This window comes from Bradyrhizobium agreste, assembly GCF_016031625.1.
Lineage (GTDB): Bacteria > Pseudomonadota > Alphaproteobacteria > Rhizobiales > Xanthobacteraceae > Bradyrhizobium > Bradyrhizobium agreste.
Genome location: NZ_JACCHP010000034.1, coordinates 1 through 19,728 on the forward strand (window position 1 = coordinate 1; position 19,728 = coordinate 19,728).

Annotated in this window: 17 protein-coding genes and 1 pseudogene; 9 read left to right on the forward strand and 9 right to left on the reverse strand. The window is 64.8% G+C overall.

Going from position 1 to position 19,728, the window contains the following annotated elements; genetic code table 11:
* From HZZ13_RS33710 to HZZ13_RS33720, 3 genes and pseudogenes are all read left to right on the forward strand, one after another.
* Positions 1-226: pseudogene (locus HZZ13_RS33710) on the forward strand (IS481 family transposase); the annotation flags it as partial.
* Between the two features lie 293 nt (positions 227-519).
* Positions 520-2,109 (forward strand): gamma-glutamyltransferase family protein, encoded by a 1,590-nt coding sequence (locus tag HZZ13_RS33715; RefSeq protein ID WP_197963758.1) that lies wholly within the window; start codon positions 520-522, stop codon positions 2,107-2,109.
* Between the two features lie 143 nt (positions 2,110-2,252).
* Positions 2,253-2,474, forward strand: a complete 222-nt coding sequence (locus tag HZZ13_RS33720) for a hypothetical protein (RefSeq protein WP_197963759.1) — start codon at positions 2,253-2,255, stop codon at positions 2,472-2,474.
* Positions 2,475-2,524: 50 nt separating this feature from the next.
* On the opposite strand, the gene HZZ13_RS33725 is transcribed toward HZZ13_RS33720, so the two are convergent.
* Genes HZZ13_RS33725 through HZZ13_RS33740 form a run of 4 tightly spaced genes read right to left on the reverse strand, consistent with a single transcriptional unit; the run spans position 2,525 to position 5,992 of the window.
* Positions 2,525-3,808 carry an NAD(P)/FAD-dependent oxidoreductase gene (locus HZZ13_RS33725; protein ID WP_197963760.1) on the reverse strand — a complete coding sequence of 428 codons (1,284 nt, stop codon included), beginning with the start codon at positions 3,806-3,808 and terminating at the stop codon, positions 2,525-2,527.
* Positions 3,809-3,820: 12 nt separating this feature from the next.
* Positions 3,821-4,552 (reverse strand): amino acid ABC transporter ATP-binding protein, encoded by a 732-nt coding sequence (locus tag HZZ13_RS33730; protein WP_197963761.1) that lies wholly within the window; start codon positions 4,550-4,552, stop codon positions 3,821-3,823.
* Complete coding sequence (locus HZZ13_RS33735) at positions 4,549-5,202, reverse strand: amino acid ABC transporter permease (RefSeq protein ID WP_197963762.1); 654 nt, start codon at positions 5,200-5,202, stop codon at positions 4,549-4,551. Before HZZ13_RS33735 ends, HZZ13_RS33730 begins: the two co-directional genes overlap by 4 nt.
* 31 nt (positions 5,203-5,233) lie before the next feature.
* Entirely contained in the window at positions 5,234-5,992 is a 759-nt protein-coding gene (locus tag HZZ13_RS33740; RefSeq protein WP_197963763.1) for an ABC transporter substrate-binding protein, read from the reverse strand.
* A 177-nt stretch (positions 5,993-6,169) separates the two neighbouring features.
* On the opposite strand from HZZ13_RS33740, the gene HZZ13_RS33745 reads away from it, so the two are divergent.
* Positions 6,170-6,820 carry a helix-turn-helix domain-containing protein gene (locus tag HZZ13_RS33745; RefSeq protein ID WP_197963764.1) on the forward strand — a complete coding sequence of 217 codons (651 nt, stop codon included), beginning with the start codon at positions 6,170-6,172 and terminating at the stop codon, positions 6,818-6,820.
* Positions 6,821-6,917: 97 nt separating this feature from the next.
* Here HZZ13_RS33745 and HZZ13_RS33750 read toward each other — a convergent pair whose 3' ends face one another.
* Positions 6,918-8,183, reverse strand: coding sequence for a D-amino acid dehydrogenase (locus HZZ13_RS33750; RefSeq protein WP_197963765.1), 1,266 nt, complete (start codon positions 8,181-8,183; stop codon positions 6,918-6,920).
* A gap of 66 nt (positions 8,184-8,249) precedes the next feature.
* Entirely contained in the window at positions 8,250-9,578 is a 1,329-nt protein-coding gene (aptA, locus tag HZZ13_RS33755; RefSeq protein WP_197963766.1) for an omega-aminotransferase AptA, read from the reverse strand.
* Positions 9,579-9,726: 148 nt separating this feature from the next.
* On the opposite strand from aptA, the gene HZZ13_RS33760 reads away from it, so the two are divergent.
* Entirely contained in the window at positions 9,727-10,275 is a 549-nt protein-coding gene (locus HZZ13_RS33760) for a cupin domain-containing protein (RefSeq protein WP_197963767.1), read from the forward strand.
* 154 nt (positions 10,276-10,429) lie between these two features.
* Here HZZ13_RS33760 and HZZ13_RS33765 read toward each other — a convergent pair whose 3' ends face one another.
* Genes HZZ13_RS33765 through HZZ13_RS33775 form a run of 3 tightly spaced genes read right to left on the reverse strand, consistent with a single transcriptional unit; the run spans position 10,430 to position 14,233 of the window.
* Positions 10,430-12,691, reverse strand: a complete 2,262-nt coding sequence (locus HZZ13_RS33765) for a xanthine dehydrogenase family protein molybdopterin-binding subunit (RefSeq protein WP_197963768.1) — start codon at positions 12,689-12,691, stop codon at positions 10,430-10,432.
* A complete protein-coding gene (locus HZZ13_RS33770; protein ID WP_197963769.1) occupies positions 12,684-13,739 on the reverse strand; it encodes an FAD binding domain-containing protein in 1,056 nt (351 codons plus the stop codon). Before HZZ13_RS33770 ends, HZZ13_RS33765 begins: the two co-directional genes overlap by 8 nt.
* The gene (locus HZZ13_RS33775; protein ID WP_197963770.1) at positions 13,736-14,233 is read right to left on the reverse strand and encodes a (2Fe-2S)-binding protein; all 498 of its coding nucleotides are present in this window, start codon (positions 14,231-14,233) and stop codon (positions 13,736-13,738) included. Before HZZ13_RS33775 ends, HZZ13_RS33770 begins: the two co-directional genes overlap by 4 nt.
* A gap of 241 nt (positions 14,234-14,474) precedes the next feature.
* Between HZZ13_RS33775 and HZZ13_RS33780 the strand changes: the two genes are divergently transcribed.
* From HZZ13_RS33780 to HZZ13_RS33795, 4 genes are all read left to right on the forward strand, one after another.
* Complete coding sequence (locus HZZ13_RS33780; RefSeq protein ID WP_197963771.1) at positions 14,475-15,113, forward strand: TetR/AcrR family transcriptional regulator; 639 nt, start codon at positions 14,475-14,477, stop codon at positions 15,111-15,113.
* A gap of 1,029 nt (positions 15,114-16,142) precedes the next feature.
* Positions 16,143-17,120: an ABC transporter substrate-binding protein gene (locus HZZ13_RS33785; RefSeq protein ID WP_197963772.1), complete on the forward strand. Its 978-nt coding sequence runs from the start codon at positions 16,143-16,145 to the stop codon at positions 17,118-17,120.
* A gap of 461 nt (positions 17,121-17,581) precedes the next feature.
* Complete coding sequence (locus HZZ13_RS33790; protein WP_197963773.1) at positions 17,582-18,988, forward strand: FAD-dependent oxidoreductase; 1,407 nt, start codon at positions 17,582-17,584, stop codon at positions 18,986-18,988.
* Positions 18,989-19,119: 131 nt separating this feature from the next.
* A complete protein-coding gene (locus HZZ13_RS33795) occupies positions 19,120-19,524 on the forward strand; it encodes a DUF4864 domain-containing protein (protein ID WP_197963774.1) in 405 nt (134 codons plus the stop codon).
* Positions 19,525-19,728: the final 204 nt, after the last annotated feature.

A 19,728-nucleotide genomic window follows, 5' to 3' on the forward strand; every position in this document is an offset into this window, starting at 1 on the left:
ATTGCCAAGCAAGCTGCCCGAGCCTGAGTACGAGGAAGGAGCAATCGTGCGCAGGGCCAGTCAGCTCAAGGCCAACTTACGCTTCGGCAAGCGGCGCTGGCGCGTCCCGGAGGCCTTCCGCGGCGAGCTTTTGGCCATCAGGCCACTCGCCACCGATGGGCAATTCGGCGTCTACTTCGGAGCCCATCAAATCGCATCCATCGATCTACGAGGTGATGCAAAATGAACCCGTTACCCATGTCTCCGAACGGTGTTACCCATGTCCCCGGTCCGCACACTTGTCCCGGCCATCCACGTTTTGGGAGCGCGGATACGAAGACGTGGATGCCCGGGTCAAGCCCGGGCATGACGGTGGGGACAGCCCCCGCACCTCACATCCCGCGCCTGTTTCACACCAGCCATGTCGCGCCTCCCTTTGGATGTTCTCGTTGGCGGCAATGTGCCATTGTCCGCGCGCTTCGCCAATTGCGGAGCCTCGCATTCAACGCAGCGAACCATCGACGAGCATCAGACGACATCATGCCTCAGCAGTTCAGCCTCAACCAAACAATCCGCAAGCCCGCCGTCACATCCAAGGGCGGCATCGTCGCCTCGCAATCGCGGCGGGCGGCTGAAGTCGGGGCAGAGGTGCTGGCCGCGGGCGGCGATTGCGTCGACGCGATCGTCGCGACCACGTTTGCCCTCAACGTCCTCGAGCCCTGGAACAGCGGCATCGGCGGCGGCGGTGCGATGGTGCTCTACCGCGCCAAGGAAAATCGCTACCAAGTGATCGACTACGGCATGTGCGCACCGCAGAGCCTGCGCGCCGCCGATTATCCGCTCAGCGGCGAAGGCGCGGCGTCCGATCTGTTTCCATGGCCGCGGGTGAAGGATGACCGCAACGTCCACGGCCCCGGCTCGATCGCCGTGCCCGGCGTCGTCGCCGGAATGGAAGAGGCGCACCGCCGCTACGCCAAATTGCCGTGGAAGGATCTGGTCACGCCGGCAGCTCGGCTCGCCGGCGAAGGCCTGCTGGTCGATTGGTGGACGACGGTGACGATCGCGGGCTCGGCCGCCGATCTCAGACGCTACCCCGCGAGCGCGGCCGCATATCTGAAGGACGGCCTGCCGCCGACCGCGCCATGGGGCATCAAGGCCGAGACGCGGCTGCCGCAGGACGCCCTGAAGGCGACGCTGTCACATCTCGCCGACGCGGGCCCGCGCGATTTCTATCAAGGCGATCTCGCCAGGAGCATTGCTTCCGACATCCAGACCGACGGCGGCTCGCTGTCGGTGGAGGATCTCGGCGCCTTCCGCGCCCACCTGCGCGAGCCGCTGGCGATTCCCTATCGCGAGGGCAAGGTGTTCGCGACCCCGGAGCTCACCGCGGGCCCCACCATGGCGCACGCGCTGCGCCTGTTGCAGCAGAGCTTGGCGCCGGCAGGCGCGCCGGATGCCGGCGCTTATGTCGAATATGCGCTGGCCCTGCAGGCCGCCTTCCGTGAGCGGCTCAAGGACATGGGCGATGCCGACGGCAAGCGCTCGCTCGGCGCCGAATATCTGGCGCCGGCCTGCACCACGCATTTCTCGGTGGTCGATCGTCACGGCAACATCGCGGCGGTGACGCAGACGCTGCTCTCGTCCTTCGGCTCGCGATACGTGACACCGCACAGCGGCATCACCATGAACAACGGCATCATGTGGTTCGACCCGACGCCCGGCACCACCAACTCGCTGGCTCCGGGCAAGCGCTGCCTCTGCAATTACACGCCCGTCATCGCCGAGACCAAGGACGGCAAGCGCCTCGCGGTCGGCGCCTCCGGCGGCCGTCGCATCCTGCCCGCGGTGACGCAGCTCGTGTCCTTTGCGATGGATTACGGCATGGACCTGGATGCCGCCATCCACCAGCCGCGCATCGACGCCAGCGAAGGCGCAGTGGTGATCGGCGATGCGCGCCTGCCTGAGGAGGTGCGCAAGGCGCTTGCGGCGCGCTTCGACTATGAAGAGAGCCGGGTGCAGGCGGTGCCGCAGAAATTCGCCTGTCCGAGCGTCGTGATGCGCGATGGCGCGCTCAACTCCGGCGCGGTCGAGATTTTCCAGCCGTGGGCCGATGCGGTGGCGGAGGCTTGAGTCGGCTGGAATTGCCAGCGCGCGTTGAGCTCCAGCGCGATTACGCATCCAGGAGAGCGTCACGACTCCTCCACATTCGCAGGGAACTTACCTGCCCGGCGTTCGTTCACTGAACGGACAATGCGCTCGCCCCACTGGAGGACATGATGAAGAAACTTGCGCTCGCCGCGTCGCTGATCATTGCGGCCGGCTTCACCTTTGCGAGCCCGGCGCTGGCGAAGGGTGGGCATGGCCACGGACATGGTCATGGCTATAAGATAGGCCATCATCACTATGGCACGCCGCCCGGATGGTACCATGGGCGCAAGGTCGGCTGGCGCGGTTACGGCTGCCCGCCCGGACTGTGGAAGCAGGGCCGCTGCTGATGCCATCTTGCAATTCTTGAGAAGGCGCCGCCCTCACAAGGCGGCGCCTTTCATATGCCGAGCCGGTCCCGCACCCGGCCCGCAATCACGGCGGTGGTCACGCCGACCGGCCAGAACGCGTGCATCGGGATCGGCTTGATGCCCGTGATGGGCATGTCGATCTCGGCCTTGGTGCCGCCGATCAGGCGGCGGGCGAGCTGCGCGCCCATCGCGGTCGAGAGCGCGACACCGCGGCCGTTGCAGCCGAGCGAGATCAGGACGCTCTCAGCAGGCTCGTGCACGTGGGGATAATGGTCCTTGGTGATGGCGAGCCGGCTGTTCCAGCCGTGGGTCCAGGCAATGCCCTTGAGCTGCGGCCAGAGCCGCTCCGCGTAACGCATGAGATAGGCGACGTCATGCGGCGACTTGATCCAGCGCATCGGGCCGCGTCCGCCCATCAAAAGACGATTCTGCTGATCGATGCGATAGTAGACCGTGATGTGGCCGCTCTCGTAGAGCACCGGACGCGTCGGCATGATCGAACGAGCGACCGCGTCGGAGAGCGGCGCGGTGGCGGCGATCGAGGAAAACACCGGCACGATGGTGCGGCGGAGCGCCGGCCAGAGATCGTCGGTGAAGCCGTTGGTGGCGAGCAGGACCTTGTCGGCATGAACCACCGCCCGCGGCGTCTCGATGCGCCAGCGCGTTCCCTCGTGGCGGAGCGATAACGCCGGCGTCTCGCCATGAACCTTCGCGCCCGCCGAAATCGCGGCGCGCGCAAGACCACGGGCGTAGCTGAGGGGATGCAGATCGCCGCCGCGACTATCGAGCATGGCGCCGATGTAGCGGTCGGTACCGGTCATCTCGCGCAGCTGCGCGCGGTCGAGATACGTCACCGGCATGCCGCGGCGGATGCATTGCTGCGCGGTCTGCTCGATCGCGGCGGCGCTGCTCTCATTGTAAGCCGCGCGCAGCGTGCCATTCTGCCGCGCCTCGCACGGGATCTGGTAGCGGCGGATCAAATCGTGCGTGAAGTTGGTCGTGCCGTAGGCGAACGCGATCATACGGCGGCCGAGCTCAGTGCCGAAATCGGCCTCGATCTTGTCAGGATCGTGCTTCAGTCCGGGATTGGTGTGGCCGCCATTGTTGCCGGACGCGCCCCAGCCCGGCTCCTGCGCCTCCAGCACCAGCGCCTCGACGCCCTGCTCCGCCAGATGCAGCGCCGTGGAGAGGCCGGTGTAGCCGCCGCCGACGATCGCGACGGAGACGCTCTTGTCGACGTCGAGCGGCGGCGTGGCGACCGGCGCGACGGCGGTGTCGGCATAGAGCGAGGGTGGCAGAGGCAGGCGCGTCATGGCAAAGCCCGGTCAGAGCGGATGCAGCACGCGGCGCAGAAAGTCCTGCGTCCGCGCGTGCTGCGGTTGATTGAGCACCGATTTAGCCGGCCCCTGCTCGACGATGACGCCGCCATCGATGAACAGAACACGATCGGCGACATCGCGGGCGAAGCCCATCTCGTGGGTCACGACGACCATGGTCATGCCGTCGTCGGCGAGCTTGCGCATGACGCCGAGGACGTCGCCGACGAGCTCGGGGTCGAGCGCCGAGGTCGGCTCGTCGAACAGAATCGCCTTGGGCTGCATGGCGAGCGCCCGCGCGATCGCGACGCGCTGCTGCTGGCCGCCGGAGAGCTGCGGCGGATGCGCGTCGGCCTTTTCGGCAAGCCCGACCTGGGCGAGCAGCGCCCGGCCGCGCTCCAGCACCTGGGCTCGCGGCTCCTTCTTCACGAAGAGCGGCCCTTCGATCACGTTCTCCAGCGCGGTGCGATGCGGGAACAGGTTGAAGCGCTGGAACACCATCGAGACCTGGGTGCGGATGTTCACGATCGACGGCGCATCGCGATCGACCTTCAAGCCTTCGACGCTGATCTCGCCACGGTCGTAGCTTTCGAGACCGTTGATACAGCGCAGGATGGTCGACTTGCCGGAGCCGGAGGGGCCGATGATGCAGACCACCTCGCCCTTCTCGACCGAGGCCGTGATGCCCTTGAGCACCTCGACCTTGCCAAAGCTCTTGTGGACGTCGCTCAGCTCGATCATCGCTTGCCGGCCCGCTTCTCGAAGTGACGGACCAGCAGGATCAGCGGAATGCTCATGGTGAGATACATCAGGGCGACCAGCGTGAACACGCTGGTGTTCTTGAAGGTCGAGGAGGCGATCAGCTTGCCCTGCAGCGCCAGCTCGGCGACCGTGATGGTCGAGGCCTGCGAGGAATCCTTCAGCATCATGATCATGACGTTGCCGTAAGGAGGCAGCACGATGCGCACCGCCTGCGGCAGCACGACGCGGCGCATGGTGAGCCACCATCCCATGCCGATCGACTGCGCCGCCTCGATCTGCCCCTTGTCGATCGCCTCGATGCCGGCGCGGAAGTTCTCCGCCTGGTAGGCCGAATAGGCGATGCCGAGCCCGAGGATCGCGGCCTGCAAGGCCGACAGCGTGACGCCGAGATCGGGCATCACGAAGTAGAGGTAGAACAGCAGCACGATGATTGGGATGCCGCGGATCACGTTGATCAGGCTGGCGCTGAGCATCGACAGCGCTCTGATGCCGGAGACCCGCATCATCGCCCAGACGAGGCCGAGCACCGTCGAGAGCAGCAGCGAGCCGATCGTGACGATGATCGTCAGCGCGACGCCGTTCAAGAGGATCGGGAAGAACTCGACGGCGTCGCGCCAGAAGCCTTTCATCGGGCAGCCTTCATCGATCAGACGCTGACGATCAACCCTGGGCCTTCAGGCCCCATTTATCGAGGATCTTGTCGATGGTGCCGTTGGCTTTCAGCTTCGCGAGCGAGGCGTTGATCTTGCCGAGCAGGGCGGTCTCGCCCTTGCGGACGCCAATGCCGACCGAGCCGACCGTGACCGGCTTGTAGCCGTCGACCAGGCGCACCTCGGGGAAGCCGCCCTGCTTCAGATTGTAGGCGAGGATCGGATAATCGGCGTAGCCAGCCTTGAGGCGGCCGGTGTTCACGTCGCGCAGGATGTCCGGGATTGTGTCGTAGGCCTTTACTTCGGCGAACAGGCCGGTCTTCTTCAGCGCGTCGACGAAGGCGGTGCCGACCTGGGCGCCGACCGTCTCGCCTTTCAGATCGTCCTGGGTGGCGTAAGCCTTGGTGTCGGTCTTCGGCACCACGAGGCCCTCGCCGTAGGTGTAGATCGGGTCAGAGAAGTCGATGACCTCCTTGCGCGGCGCGGTGATGAACATCGCGGCCGCAATGATGTCGATCTTGCTCGAGGTCAGCGAGGGGATCAGCGCCGAGAACTGCATCGGCTCGATCTGCACGTTGAAGCCGGCATCCTTGCCGATCTCGGTGATGAGATCGACCATGATGCCCTGGATGGTGTTGGTCTTGGTGTCGAGGAAGGTGAAAGGGATGCCCGTCGGCGTCGAGCCGACCTTCAGCACCTGTTGCGCCGAGGCCGGCACGGCTATGGCAATGGCGAGCGCCGCGAAAACGGCTTGAACAAAACGCTTCATCGCATCCCCCTTTTGGGCCTGGCCGGCGGCGGCGCGCGCATGTCGCGGTCAGACGTTGCGGGCGGGGCCGTTTCGGCCTATTTTCACCAATATGAAAATTGGTCACACTTTCGCGGATGATGCAAGCGGTTTTCATGCACATGAAGGAAGCGGTTTGACGTGAGCGGTGGCAAAAGAATGCGCAAACCGGCCGCCGCAAAGCCGGCCAGGAAAAAGCCGGCTAAGGTGAAAGCCAAAGCCAAGCCGGCCGAGCCGGCGATGGACGTCGCGGTCGGTCGCCGCATCCGGGATCTCAGGCGGGTCAGGCAGTTCTCGCTCGAGACGGTCGCCGCGCGCTCGGATTTGTCGATCGGCTTCCTCAGCCAGATCGAGCGCGGGCTGTCGTCGCCGTCGCTGCGCGTGCTGGCGACGCTCGCCGACGTGCTCGGCGTCGGCATCGCCGCGCTGTTCGGCGCGAGCCCGAGCGCCGACGGCGCATCGGATCAGGTGGTGACGCGCGGATTGCAACGGCCCGAATTGAAGCTGTGGCGCACCGGCGTGTCCAAACAATTGCTGAGCCCGGCCAGCAGCGACAACAAGCTCAATCTGTTCCTGGTGCATCTGGAGCCGGGCGGATCCACCGGCGACGAGCTCTACACCCACGACGGCGAAGAGGCCGGGCTCGTGCTCGAAGGCGAGATGATGCTGACGGTGGACAGCCAGACGTGGTCGCTGAAGACCGGCGACAGCTTCCGCTTTGCGAGCCGACGGCCGCACCGGTTTTCGAACCCGGCGCAGGATGCGAAGGCCGTGGTGCTGTGGGTGAACTGCGTGACGGGGGCGGGGTAGCCGATTGCTGTCATTCCGGGGCGATGCACAGCATCGAACCCGGAATCTCGAGATTCCGGGTTCGCCTCTTCGAGGCGCCCCGGAATGACAGCATCAATTACCCGAACCTGTACTTATACCGCTCCACCGTCAGCGCACTGACGTCGATCTCCGGCTTCCTGCCCGACAGCATGTCGGCGAGCACGCGGCCCGAGCCGCAGGACATGGTCCAGCCCAGCGTGCCGTGGCCGGTGTTGAGGTGGAGGTTGGCGTAGTGGGTCGGGCCGATCACGGGCGGGCCGTCCGGCGTCATCGGGCGCAGACCGCTCCAGAACGTCGCCTTGGACAGATCGCCGCCGCGCGGGAACAGGTCGGTCAGCGAATGATCGAGCGTGGCGCGCCGCGCAGCGTAGAGCTTGTCCGAATAGCCGGAGATTTCGGCGGTGCCGCCAACGCGGATGCGATTGCCGAGGCGGGTGATCGCGACCTTGTAGCTCTCGTCCATCACGGTCGATTCCGGCGCGCCGGAGGCGTCCTTGATCGGCACCGTGATCGAATAGCCCTTCACCGGATAGACCGGCAGCGAGATGCCGAGCGGCGCTACGAGCCGCGACGACCAGCTGCCGAGCGCGAGCACGTAAGCGTCCGCCTGCAACAGGCCGGCACTGGTCGCGACGCCGCTGACGCGCGCACCCTCGGTGACGATGCGGTCGATCGAGGTGTTGAACAGGAAGCGCACGCCGAGCGCCTGGGCATGCTTGGCGAGCGCCTGCGTGAACATGTGGCAGTCGCCGGTCTCGTCCTGCGGCAGGCGAAGCCCGCCGACGAACTTCTCCTTCACGCCCGCGAGCGCCGGCTCGACCGCGATGCAGCCCTCGCGGCTCAGCACCTCGAAGGGCACGCCATATTGCTTGAGCACGGCGATATCTTCGGCGGTGCCGTCGAGCTGGGCCTGGTAGCGAAACAGCTGCAGCGTTCCTTGCGAGCGCTCGTCATACTGGACGCCGATGTCGCGGCGCAGATCGCGTAAAGAGTCACGGCTGTATTCGGCGATCGGAATCATCCGGCTCTTGTTGACCGCGTAGCGCGCGCTGGTGCAGTTGCGCAGCATCTTGAGCAGCCAGACCCACATCACCGGATCGAGCTTCGGCCGGATCACCAGCGGGCCGTGCTTCATCAGAAGCCACTTGATCGCCTTCACCGGCACGCCGGGGCCGGCCCAGGGCGAGGAATAGCCGGGCGATACCTCGCCGGCATTGGCGAAAGAGGTCTCCAGTGCCGGCTCCGGCTGACGGTCGACGACCGTCACCTCATGACCGGCACGCGCGAGGTAGTAGGCAGAGGTGACACCGATGACACCGCTGCCGAGGATCAGAACTTTCACGCTTCGTCAAACTCCCGCGGCGCTCGCCGCTGCAAGGACACAACTCGCTAGCGGCGAGAGCAAATATCAGGCCACCTTCTTGATGGCGTCACCGAGGATCGACATCATCTGGTCGATGTGGCTCTTCTCGACGATGAGCGGGGGCGACATCGCGAAGCTGTCACCGCTCATGCGCAGATAGAGGCCGGTGTTGAAGCAATCGACCATCACGTCATAACCGCGCGCGCCGACCACACCGTCGCGCGGCGCCAGCTCGACCGCGCCCATCAGCCCGCAATTGCGGATATCGACGACGTTGGGCAGACCTTTGAGCGAATGCAGTGCATCGCGCCAGTATTCCGCGATCGAGGCACCGCGCGTCAGCAGGCCTTCGTCCTTGTAGATGTCGAGCGTCGCGATGCCCGCGGCGCAGGCGGTCGGATGCGCGGAATAGGTGTAGCCGTGGAACAGCTCGATCTGGCTCTCGGGACCGACCATCAGGCCGTCGTGCACCTTGCGGCTGGCGAACACGGCGCCGCAGGGAATGGTGCCGTTGGTGATGCCCTTGGCCGTCGTCATCAGGTCCGGCGTCACGCCGAAGAAATTGGCGGCGAACGGCGTGCCGAGGCGGCCGAAGCCGGTGATGACCTCGTCGAAGATCAGGAGGATGCCATGCTTGTCGCAGATTTCGCGCAGGCGCTGCAGGTAGCCCTTCGGCGGCGGCAGCACCGCGGTCGAGCCAGGCACCGGCTCGACGATGACGGCGGCGATGGTCTCGGCACCATGCAGGGCGACCAGACGCTCGAGATCGTCGGCGAGCTCGGCGCCATGCTCCGGCTGGTCCTTGGCGAAGGCATTGCGGGTGAGATCATGGGTGTGGCGGATGTGGTCGACGCCCGGCAGCAGCGTGGTGAAGGCGCGGCGGTTGGCGACCATGCCGCCGACCGAGGTGCCGCCGAAGCCCACGCCGTGATAGCCGCGCTCGCGGCCGATCAGCCGGGTTCGGCTGGCCTGGCCGTTGGCACGGTGATAGGCCAGCGCGATCTTCAGCGCGGTGTCGACCGACTCGGAGCCGGAATTGGTGAAGAAGACGCGGTCGAGGCCTTTAGGGGCGATCTCGGCAAGACGCTCGGCGAAGTCGAACGCCAGCGGATGGCCCATCTGGAACGACGGCGCGAAGTCCAGTGTCATCAGCTGGCGCTCGACCGCGGCGGCGATCTGCTTGCGACCGTGGCCGGCATTGACGCACCAGAGCCCGGCGGAGCCGTCGATCACCTGACGGCCGTCGACGCTGGTGTAGTACATGCCCTCGGCCGAGGAGAACAGGCGCGGCGCCTTCTTGAACTGCCGGTTGGCCGTGAACGGCATCCAGTACGAATCGGTCTTGATGGTGTTCGGAATCTGATGAAGGGTCACGGCCGCGCTCCTTTGCTGATCCCATAGCTGAGCCATGGCTTGGAAAGCGCAACAAGCCCTTTTCTGGCGACCTGCAAGCCATTGATTTGGCTGGGGCTGCCGGTCCATATTTGCGCGATCCGCAACACCTGCAACACGGGACTTGGATATGAGCGTCGACATCGGTGGACGGCTGCGATTCATCCGGGCGCGCCACAAGCTGTCGCAGCGCGAGCTGGCCAAGCGCGCCGGCGTGACCAATTCGACCATCTCGCTGATCGAATCCAACCAGATGAACCCGTCGGTCGGCGCGCTCAAGCGCATCCTCGACGGCATCCCCATGGGGCTCGCCGAGTTCTTCGCGTTGCAGCCGGAGTCCAGGCGCAAGATCTTCTACCGCGCCGAGGAGCTCACCGAAGTCGGCAAGAAGCCGATCTCGTATCGGCAGGTCGGCGACAATCTGTTCGGCCGCAGCCTGCAGATCCTCAAAGAGCGGTACGAGCCCGGCAGCGACACCGGCCGCGTGCATCTCGTCCATGACGGCGAGGAAGGCGGCATCGTGATCTCAGGCAAGCTCGAGGTCACCGTCGAGGACGAGCGCCGCATCCTCAATCCCGGCGATGCCTATTATTTCGAGAGCCGCCGCCCGCATCGCTTCCGTTGCGTCGGCGGCAAACCGTGCGAAGTGATCTCGGCCTGCACGCCGCCGACGTTCTGACGGCGAGATCGGCGCATCCGGCACGGCTCGTTCACCTCTCCCGCTTGCGGGAGAGGTCGCGCCCACAGGGTCGCGCCGAAGGCGCGCCCGATGACAGGCTCCGGCGCGGGTGAGGGCTTTCTCGTCTTGGGGATTGTCCCATTGTGGAACCGCTTCAGAGCTGCGTCAGCAACTCCTCGATCCGGATCGGAAATTTGCGGACGCGCACGCCGGTGGCGTGCCAGACGGCGTTGGCGACCGCGCCGGCACTGCCGGTGATGCCGATCTCGCCGACACCCTTGATGCCGAGCGCGTTGACGTGCGGATCGTGCTCCTCGACGGTGATGACGTCGAGCGGCGGCACGTCGGCATTCACCGGGAGGTGGTATTCGCCGAGATTGGCATTCATGATCCGCCCGGTCCGCCGGTCGGTGATGGCCTCCTCGTGCAGCGCAAAGGACAGGCCCCAGATCATGCCGCCGAACAGCTGGCTCTGCACCATCCGCGGATTGATGATGCGCCCGGCGGCGAAGGCGCCGACCATGCGGCTGACGCGGATCTGGCCCAGCTCGGGATCGACCTTCACCTCGGCGAACACCGCGCCGTGGGCATGCATCGCATATTGCTCCATCGCCGCAGGGTTCGCTGCGCCGGTGCCGCGGGCCTCGATCTCGGCGACGCCGGCGCGCGCGAGAATCTCGGAATAGCTCTCGCTCCGACTCTCGTCGTCGCGGCGGATCAGCCTGCCCTCGCGCGCGATCACGCCGGCATTGCCGGCGCCGAACAGCGGCGAGCGCTCGTCGCTGGTGGCGAGATCGGCGAGCTTTGCGATCACGGCCGCACCGGCGCTGTGGATCGCAGCGCCTGCCGTTGCCGTGTGCGCCGAGCCGCCGGCAATACCGGCGTCGGGCAGGTCGGACGTGCCGGACTTGAAGTCGAGGCTGTCGATGTCGAGACCGACGGCGTCGGCCGCGATCTGGGCCAGCGCCGTCCAGGCGCCCTGCCCCATGTCGTGCGCGCCGATCTCCATCACGCCGGAGCCGTCGCGGCGGATCGCCGCGCGCGCCTCGGCCTGGAACATCAGCGCCGGGAAGGTCGCCGTGCCCATGCCCCAGCCGACCAGGAGCCCGGCATCGTCGCGCATCTGCCGCGGCTGCAGCGGACGCTTGGCCCAGCCGAAGCGCGCCGCACCCTGCTCGTAGCAGGCGCGCAGCGCCTTGGAGGAGAAAGGCCGTCCCGTCATCGGCTCGACCTCGGCGTAGTTCTTCAGGCGGAAAGCCAGCGGATCCATGCCGCAGGCCCAGGCCATCTCGTCGATCGCGCTTTCGAGCGCGATCGAGCCGGTCGCCTCGCCCGGCGCGCGCATGAACAGCGGCGTGCCGGTGTTGACGCGCACGGCATCGTGCGAGGTGCGAATCGCGGGCGCCGCGTAGAGCGTGTGCGAAGCACCGGCCGCAGGCTCGTAGAAATCATCGAACGTGCTCGATACGGTCCGCGCATGGTGATCGAGCGCGGTCAGACGTCCCTCGGTGTCGGTGCCCAGGCGCAGGCGCTGGCGCGTCGGCGCGCGATGGCCGACCGGGCCGTACATCTGCTCGCGGCGCAGCACCAGCTTGACCGGCCTGCCGACGAGCTTTGCCGCCATGATGCCGAGGACCGGCGGCCCGCCCATGAGCCCCTTCGACCCGAAGCCGCCACCGAGGAACGGGCTACGAACGTGGATCTTGTCGTGGGCGATACCGAACAGCTCGGCGATGCGCGCGAGCGACAACTTCAGGCCCTGGGTTGGCATGTCCACGGACAGCCTGTCGCCATCCCAGTGCGCCACGACCGCATGCGGCTCCATGGCGTTGTGATATTGCGGCGGCGTCTCGTAAGTCGCATCGATCTGCTTGTCGGCTGCAGCGAGGCCCGCTTCGACATCTCCGTGGTAACTTTCCGCGGGATTGCCGACGCCGACGACCGGCGGCACAAAACTTTCGCCCGCGTCGAGTCCGACCAGCGGAGGCAGGGTCTCATAGCGCGGCGCCAGCAGCGCGGCACCTTCCGTCGCGGCTTCGAGCGTCTCGGCGATCACGACGGCGATCGGCTGATTGGCATAGCGGACTTCGTTGCTCTGCAACGCCTCCATTCGGAACACGAACGGATTGGTCTTGATCTCCGGATCGATCGCGAGCGGCGGCTTGTGCTCCGGCGTCATGACGTCGACGACGCCGGGATGACGCTTGGCCGCGGCAACATCGAGCGAGACGACGCGGCCGCGCGCAATGCTGGCCGCAGCGATCACCGCAAACAACATGCCGGGCGGATGATTGTCTGCGGCATAGGTCGCCTGCCCCGTCACCTTGAGGATGCCGTCACGACGCGTCAGCGGCTGGCCGATATTCGAGCCGTGCCTGAGATGGGCGGGAGCGCTGGTCAAATTGAGCTCAGACATGGAGGGCTCCGGAAATCGAGGCAAAGGGAGAGGCCGGCAGCGCGGGGATCCGCGCAGGCGTACCAGTGGCGGCCAAGGTCAGCGCGCGCAAGACGATGCGGCGCGCGAGCTCGATCTTGAAGGCGTTGTCGCCGGACGGCTTTGCGCCCTTGAGCGCGTGCGAGGCCGCCTCCTGGAACGCGTCCGCGGTCGGCGCCATACCCTTGAGGACGTCTTCCGCGGCGCGGGCGCGCCAGGGCTTTGCGGCAACGCCGCCGAGCGCGAGCCGCGCTTCCGCGATCCTGCCATTCTCGATCCGCAGCGCAGCCGCGGCCGAGACGACGGCGAAGGCGTAGGAGGTGCGCTCGCGGACCTTGAGGTAACGCGCATGCGCGGCAAAGCCGCGCGCGGCGGGCGGCAGGCGCACCGCGACGATGAGATCGCCGGGCTCGAGCACGGACTCGCGCTCGGGCGCTTCGCCCGGCAGGCGGTGCAGCTCGTCGAGCGCGATCTCGCGCCGGCCGCCCCTGCCCTCGATCTCGACGATGGCACCGAGCGCGACCAGCGGCACGCAGAAGTCGGAGGGGTGCGTAGCGATGCAGCTCTCGCTCCAGCCGAGCACGGCATGGCTGCGGTTCTCGCCGTCGCGCGCGTCGCAGCCGGAGCCAGGTGCGCGCTTGTTGCAGCGGCTGGCGGTGTCGTAGAAATAGGCACAGCGCGTCCGTTGCAACAGGTTGCCGCCGACGGTGGCGGCATTGCGCAATTGAGCCGACGCTCCGGAGAGCAGCGCTTCGGCCACCGCGGGATAGGACCGCGCGAACTCCGCATCATGGGCGAGATCGGCGTTGCTCACCAACGCGCCGATGCGCAAAGACCCGTCAGCGAGAGTCTCGATTTGATCGAGCCCGTCGAGATGCGTGACGTCGACCAACCGGTCCGGACGGCTGACGCCGCCTTTCATCAAATCGAGCAGGTTGGTGCCAGCGGCGAGATAGGCCGCACCCGGCTGGGCCGCGGCAGCAACGGCTTCCGTGACCGTGGCCGGCCTGACATAATCAAACTGTTTCATGCGGAGCGCCTCTGATTGGTCTCGTCCATCTGTCCTTGCGCTTCCAGCACCGCATCGACGATGCCGACGTAAGCGCCGCAGCGGCACAGATTGCCGCTCATACATTCGCGGACGCGTTCGGGATCGTTGCCGGCTTGGCCTTCGCCGATCATGCCGATCGCGCTCATGATCTGGCCGGGCGTGCAGAAGCCGCACTGAAAGCCGTCATGGGCGATGAAGGCGGCCTGCACCGGGTGCAGCTGGTCGCCGCGCGCGAGGCCTTCGATGGTGAGGATGTCGGCGCCGTCATTGCTGATGGCGAGCGCGAGGCAGGAGTTGATGCGTTTGCCGTCGACCAGAATGGTGCAGGCGCCGCATTGGCCGCGGTCGCATCCCTTCTTGGTTCCGGTCAGATCGAGGCGCTCACGCAGGAGATCGAGCAGCGTGACGCGCGGATCGTCGAGGACGAAATCGCGCCGCGCACCGTTCACGGTGAGGCTGATGGAGTGGTTCATACAAGGCTCCGATCAGATTTGGACATGAGTGATCGCGCAGCGCGCCACCGCCGTGGCCGCTGTCGAATAGCGCCGCCCGAACACGATGCGGCCGGCGCTTGATCCGAAGATACGGAGGCACCCTCCGCTTAACAAGGGCCGTGCGAAAAAATCTGGAATTCGTCAAAAGCGCGTGCGCCACCAACGCGATAAGACGACCTGAGGGTTCAATCTAACCAATTCGTGATCTACATTGCGCACCATGGACGACCACACCGACCAGACCCGAAAGCCCCGCGCCGACGCCGTGCGCAATCGCGAGCGCGTGCTCGAAGCGGCGAAGCTGGTGTTCAGCGCTGGCGGTTCGGAGGCGAGCCTGGAAGCCGTGGCGAAGCGGGCCGGCGTCGGCATCGGCACGCTGTATCGGCATTTTCCGATGCGCGAGGCCTTGTTCGAGGCGGTGTACCGCCGCGAGGTCGAGCAGCTCGGCGAGCTGGCCGAGCAATTGAAGAACGAGAAAGACCCGATCGAGGCGCTGCGGCGCTGGTTGCACTCAGGGGTCGCGTTCGTTGCGACCAAGAAGGGAATGATGGCCGCGCTGGCGCTCGCGGTGCAGAGCGGGTCGGAGCTGCATGCTTTCTCCTTCGAGCGTCTGACCAAGGCGATCGGCTCGCTGCTGGACCGGGCGGTCGCAGCCGGCGAGATGCGCGCCGACATCAACCCCGAGGATCTGCTGCGCGCCTTCTTCGGCATGTGCTACGTGCACGACCAGCCCGGCTGGCAGGCGACGGCGCTGCGCCTGCTCGACGTGTTCGTCGACGGCTTGCGCGTGCAGCCGCCCGGCAAAGCCAAGGCGCGCTCGTCCAAGATGGCGAAGCCGGCGACGAAGCGAAAGCGCTAGCGGCGCGTAGAGCGACTTACGCCGCAGGCGAAGCGCTTTGCGACGCGGGTCGCAAATCACAATCCAAGATCATGTGAAAACCGGCAACACGATCTCTGATTTATGAAGGCGCTCTTTTCAGGAGCGCCTGCCCACGCTGGTAGCGTGTTTCGGCTCCAGACTAGGTCTGGATCGCTGCTACAACATTGTTCATGACTGCCCTACAAAGGTGACGAGCACGCCATGTGCGGCGAGCACAGATATAAGTTGTGAGGGCTCAACTCATGACGCACTTTTCAAACAGCGTTGTGCCCCATGTCCTTGTAGTCGCCATATCCATAGTGACGATCACGATTGCAGCAACATCGGTGGGTGAGTCAGTTATTGAAGGCATCGCTGCTTCTATACCAGGCCCATTCCATCTCGCACATGCAGGTGCGGTATCGAACCAACCGAAGCTCGCTCGTGCGCCAACAGGTTGTGGGCTTCGATCTGCTCCTCTGCAATGGAAGGTGGACTGGCTTTTCGAGCCTGGGCATCCCGTGCCATGAGTCCTCGCCAGGAGCCGCAGGCCGCAACTCTTCGGCTTAACTTGGAAGAAGGCAAGCCGACGCTTTGCCTCTCTTCGCTGCACCGCATCACCGTCACCTCCGCCGAAGATAGTGACTGCTTGTGAAGTAGTTTACATCTCCTCGCTCATGGCGCGGCCTAGTGTGAAGACAAGTTCTTGCTTTGACGGAGGCCTCCCATGCTCTCAGCAATCAAGTGGAATTCTCGGCGCAGCACTCGCGAATGGGCAATGCTGGCTATGACATTTGTTGTCGGCCTACAGGCAAACCGGCAGGAGGACGAAAGGAAGCAAAGGAAGCCACTCTGGAAGCATTTCGACGATACCCATCATTGGGATGCGACCGCTGAGGAATGGGTCCCCAACCAAGATCACTGATCGTGCAATGCGCCAAAGCGGCGCCTATGACAGTCAACGGACATTTCCCTTCTGATGAATTGCTCGGTCTCTACGATGGCTTTTAAGTACAGCTGGAGTCGGGGATGAACCGGAGGCAGTTCATTGCAGCCGCGGTTTGCACGATCGGGTGGCCACTCGTTGGGCTGGCGCAGCGGACGGGGAGTGTTCCTCGCATCGGATTTCTCGGTCTTGGTAAGTCCGAGGATTGGACCGACCAGATCGAAGCCTTGCGCCTGGGACTGAAGCGCTTCGGATATCGCGAAGGTCGCAATCTGCTGATCGAGTTTCGATGGGCCGCCGAAGTTGCTGAACTAGATAGACACGCCGAAGAACTTTCGAAGTTGAATGTCGACATCATCATCGCGCCGGCGTCGACGCAGGTTGAACCCGCACTACGGGCCACGAGGACGATCCCGATCGTTTTTGCGCAGCACGCGGATCCGGTCGGAGTTGGACACGTGGCCAGTCTCGCGCACCCGGGCGGCAATGTTACCGGGGTATCCATGGTCCTTACCGAAATGGCTGCCAAAGGATTGGAAATTCTAGTCGAGGCACAACCGGGGACGAAGCGTGTGGGGGTGCTGTGGAATTTGACCACGCCAACGCACGCCCGTGTACTGTCCGCCCTTGAAGAAGCGGCTATGCGCAAGAGCATCGATTTGGTGGGAGCGCCGATCAGAACGGCCGACGATTTCAACCGAGCTTTTGAGCTGATGGTGAACGACAACGTTACGTCGGTGCTTGTCCCATCGTCGCCGATTACAAACGCTCGCCGCCGGTCGCTCGCCGAGCTGGCTATCAAGCACCGATTGCCGACCATGTTTGCGAACAGAGCGAACGTGGAAGCCGGTGGGCTCATGAGTTATGGACCGAACTTCAACAGCATGTATCGTTATGTCGCCTTCTTTGTCGACAAGATACTGAAAGGGGAAAAGCCAGGCGACCTTCCTGTTGAGCAGGCTTCAAAATACGAGCTGGTACTCAACCTTGCGACGGCACGTCTCATTGGAGTCGACTTGCCATCGATACTCATTGCTCGCGTCGATGAGGTGATAGAATAGCGTCGGAATGTCTGAGCGGGCCTCTCGCCTCAAGCTGCAGCCACGCTTGGCGCAATGCGGTCGAGCAGCTCGCAGCGTTGATGCTGACCTGTCGGACGACGAGCTGCAAGGGTGAGACCACTTCTGACCCCATACTGACATTCCTTGTTGGCCACGGACGGCCGGCTTCCGAGGGCTGAGCGAAGGAATGCCGGCTCCTGAGGCGCGAGCCGAAATCTGGCGACCGGTCAAGGCATTGCTGCTTGCGGATCCGGGAGCGGAGCAATGCGACGTCACCAATGACAACCGCATCTTGAAGGCAAAGCTGAGACACGCTTGAACCTCCGGTTCGCCACACCGACTCAATCTCTTGAGGAACCCGTGGCCACGTGAGTGGGCGTCGTTGTCGTTCGCCCGGAGGAGACGATGACGATTCACCGCCGCTTCTGCGGCCCGCCGAACCCGAACAGGTGGGGAAGAAGATGAGCAAGATCGTAATTTGCGGTGGAGGCGTGATTGGATTGAGCGCAGCGACGATGCTCGGTCGCGACAGCCACGATATCACGGTCCTGGAGGCTGATCCGGCCGGTCAACCTGTGGCCTCTGCCGAGGGATGGGACACGTGGGAACGTCCAGGAGTTGCTCAATTCAGGCAACCACATAACCTCAGTTCGCGCTTTCGGATGATCAGCGATCTGGAATTGCCAGGATTGACGGATGATTTGCTGCGCGCCGGATGCGTTTGGGTGGACTATCTCGACAGTCGATCTCTTCCCCCAACGCTAACGGACAAGACACCGCGTCCGGGCGATGAGGCCATGCGCTTCGTCACTGGCCGGAGGCCGATTGTAGAATGGGCCGTAGCTGCAATGGCGCAAGCCGCGCCTAACGTGACTATTCGTCGGGGGACCAAAGTTCGCGAAATTATCATTGGCGCATCGGCGGTCCCGGGTGTGCCGCACGTCACGGGGGTACGCACGACATCCGGCGAAGAGATTCGCGCCGATTTGGTCATCGACGCCATGGGACGGCGAAGCGCGGCTTGTGACTGGATCCGCTGCGCGGGTGCCCGCAGCCCGTTCGAGGAAGCCGAAGACAGCAACTTTGCCTATTTTACGCGGTATTTCTCGGGGCAGCAGCGGCCTCGCAGGATGGGACGCGCGCTCACTCCGATGGGCTTGTTCTCGATCCTTACCCTGGACGGGGACAACGACACCTGGTCGGTCACATTGTTTACCTCGTCGAAAAACAAGGCGATGCGCGGCTTGCGGGATACGGCGACATTCCATCGCGTCGTCTCAGCGTGCCCACGGCAAGCCCATTGGCTCGACGGCGAGCCAATAACACCCGTCCTTCTGATGGCGGGAGTTATCGACCGATACCGGCGATTTGTCGTCGATGGTCGCCCCGTCATCACGGGATTCGCTGCTGTCGGCGATGCATGGGCGTGTACCAACCCGTCCGCCGGACGGGGCTTGAGCGTCGGCCTTCTGCACGCACAGGTGCTTCGCAACGTTGCCCGCCGACACCTCGACGATCCCGAAGCCTTCTCCCGGGAATACGACGCCGAGACCGAAATCCAAGTCGGTCCGTTTTATCGCAACCAGATCGCCGCGGATCGCGCGCGGATCGCTGAGATGAACGCTCTGGAACACGGCACGCCGCTGCCCGCACCCAACCCGGTCATGGCCAAGCTTCTCGCTGCCTCGTCTCAAGACGCCGACGTACTCCGCGGCATGATTGAAATCGCAATGTGCGTTGCGCTGCCTCAGGAGGTCATCACCAGACCGCGTGTCGCCGCAAAACTGGCCGAAATGGACGGCTATCAAATACCACCCGATCCCGGCATCATCGACCGACACCGTATGGCAGCGCTGCTGGACGGCTGATCATAAGCAAGCCAGACCATCATTCCCGCGTGTGGCGCTAACGCACCAAGTCAAGCGCGGGATGAGTGCCCGCCCTGGCGTCGCAAATGTGCTAGGATCGCCTCCGCCGGGATCTCAACGCGGAGCTTGTCATGCGCATCGCAGCTTTGCTGGTCGCTCTCATCGTTGCCTGTCATCATGCAGCGTTTGCCGGCGATGTCGCGGCGGCCCAAAGCGTCATCCGCGCCCAGGAGCGGGCCTTCGTTCGCGACGATGCGACGGCGGCCTATTCCCATGCGGCACCGGCGATCAAAGAGATCTTTCCCGCGCCCGACATCTTCATGTCGATGGTGCAGAACGGCTACGCGCCGGTCTATCGTCACAAGAGTTTCGAATTCGGCGAGAGCAAGACCGAGGGCGGCTGGATTGCCCAGCGCGTCCATATCATCGATGCCAATGGCGAGGCCTGGGAGGCGCTCTACACGCTCGAGCAGCAGGGCGACGGCAGCTACAAGATCACCGGCTGCTCGCTCCTGAAGGCGGGACAGGCCGTTTAAAGCGGAATGGCTTTAGGTTGAATCGATTGTCGCGGCTCGTTCACCTCGCCCGCTTGCGGGAGAGATCGGCGCGTCCGGGCGATGCGCAGCATCGTCCCACGCGCCGGGTGAGGGCTTTCTCCTCTTGGGGATTGTCCCATTGCGGAAGCACCCTCTCCCCAACCCTCTCCCGCAAGCGGGAGAGGGAGCGCACCTCCGTCGTTG

Excerpts from the sequence above, each read along its gene's own strand:
- HZZ13_RS33715 (WP_197963758.1), top strand. The coding sequence starts at position 520 with ATGCCTCAGCAGTTCAGCCTCAACCAAACAATCCGCAAGCCCGCCGTC.
- HZZ13_RS33720 (WP_197963759.1), top strand. The coding sequence starts at position 2,253 with ATGATGAAGAAACTTGCGCTCGCCGCGTCGCTGATCATTGCGGCCGGC.
- HZZ13_RS33725 (WP_197963760.1), bottom strand. The coding sequence starts at position 3,808 with ATGACGCGCCTGCCTCTGCCACCCTCGCTCTATGCCGACACCGCCGTC.
- HZZ13_RS33730 (WP_197963761.1), bottom strand. The coding sequence starts at position 4,552 with ATGATCGAGCTGAGCGACGTCCACAAGAGCTTTGGCAAGGTCGAGGTG.
- HZZ13_RS33735 (WP_197963762.1), bottom strand. The coding sequence starts at position 5,202 with ATGAAAGGCTTCTGGCGCGACGCCGTCGAGTTCTTCCCGATCCTCTTG.
- HZZ13_RS33740 (WP_197963763.1), bottom strand. The coding sequence starts at position 5,992 with ATGAAGCGTTTTGTTCAAGCCGTTTTCGCGGCGCTCGCCATTGCCATA.
- HZZ13_RS33745 (WP_197963764.1), top strand. The coding sequence starts at position 6,170 with ATGCGCAAACCGGCCGCCGCAAAGCCGGCCAGGAAAAAGCCGGCTAAG.
- HZZ13_RS33760 (WP_197963767.1), top strand. The coding sequence starts at position 9,727 with ATGAGCGTCGACATCGGTGGACGGCTGCGATTCATCCGGGCGCGCCAC.
- HZZ13_RS33765 (WP_197963768.1), bottom strand. The coding sequence starts at position 12,691 with ATGTCTGAGCTCAATTTGACCAGCGCTCCCGCCCATCTCAGGCACGGC.
- HZZ13_RS33770 (WP_197963769.1), bottom strand. The coding sequence starts at position 13,739 with ATGAAACAGTTTGATTATGTCAGGCCGGCCACGGTCACGGAAGCCGTT.
- HZZ13_RS33775 (WP_197963770.1), bottom strand. The coding sequence starts at position 14,233 with ATGAACCACTCCATCAGCCTCACCGTGAACGGTGCGCGGCGCGATTTC.
- HZZ13_RS33780 (WP_197963771.1), top strand. The coding sequence starts at position 14,475 with ATGGACGACCACACCGACCAGACCCGAAAGCCCCGCGCCGACGCCGTG.
- HZZ13_RS33785 (WP_197963772.1), top strand. The coding sequence starts at position 16,143 with ATGAACCGGAGGCAGTTCATTGCAGCCGCGGTTTGCACGATCGGGTGG.
- HZZ13_RS33790 (WP_197963773.1), top strand. The coding sequence starts at position 17,582 with ATGAGCAAGATCGTAATTTGCGGTGGAGGCGTGATTGGATTGAGCGCA.
- HZZ13_RS33795 (WP_197963774.1), top strand. The coding sequence starts at position 19,120 with ATGCGCATCGCAGCTTTGCTGGTCGCTCTCATCGTTGCCTGTCATCAT.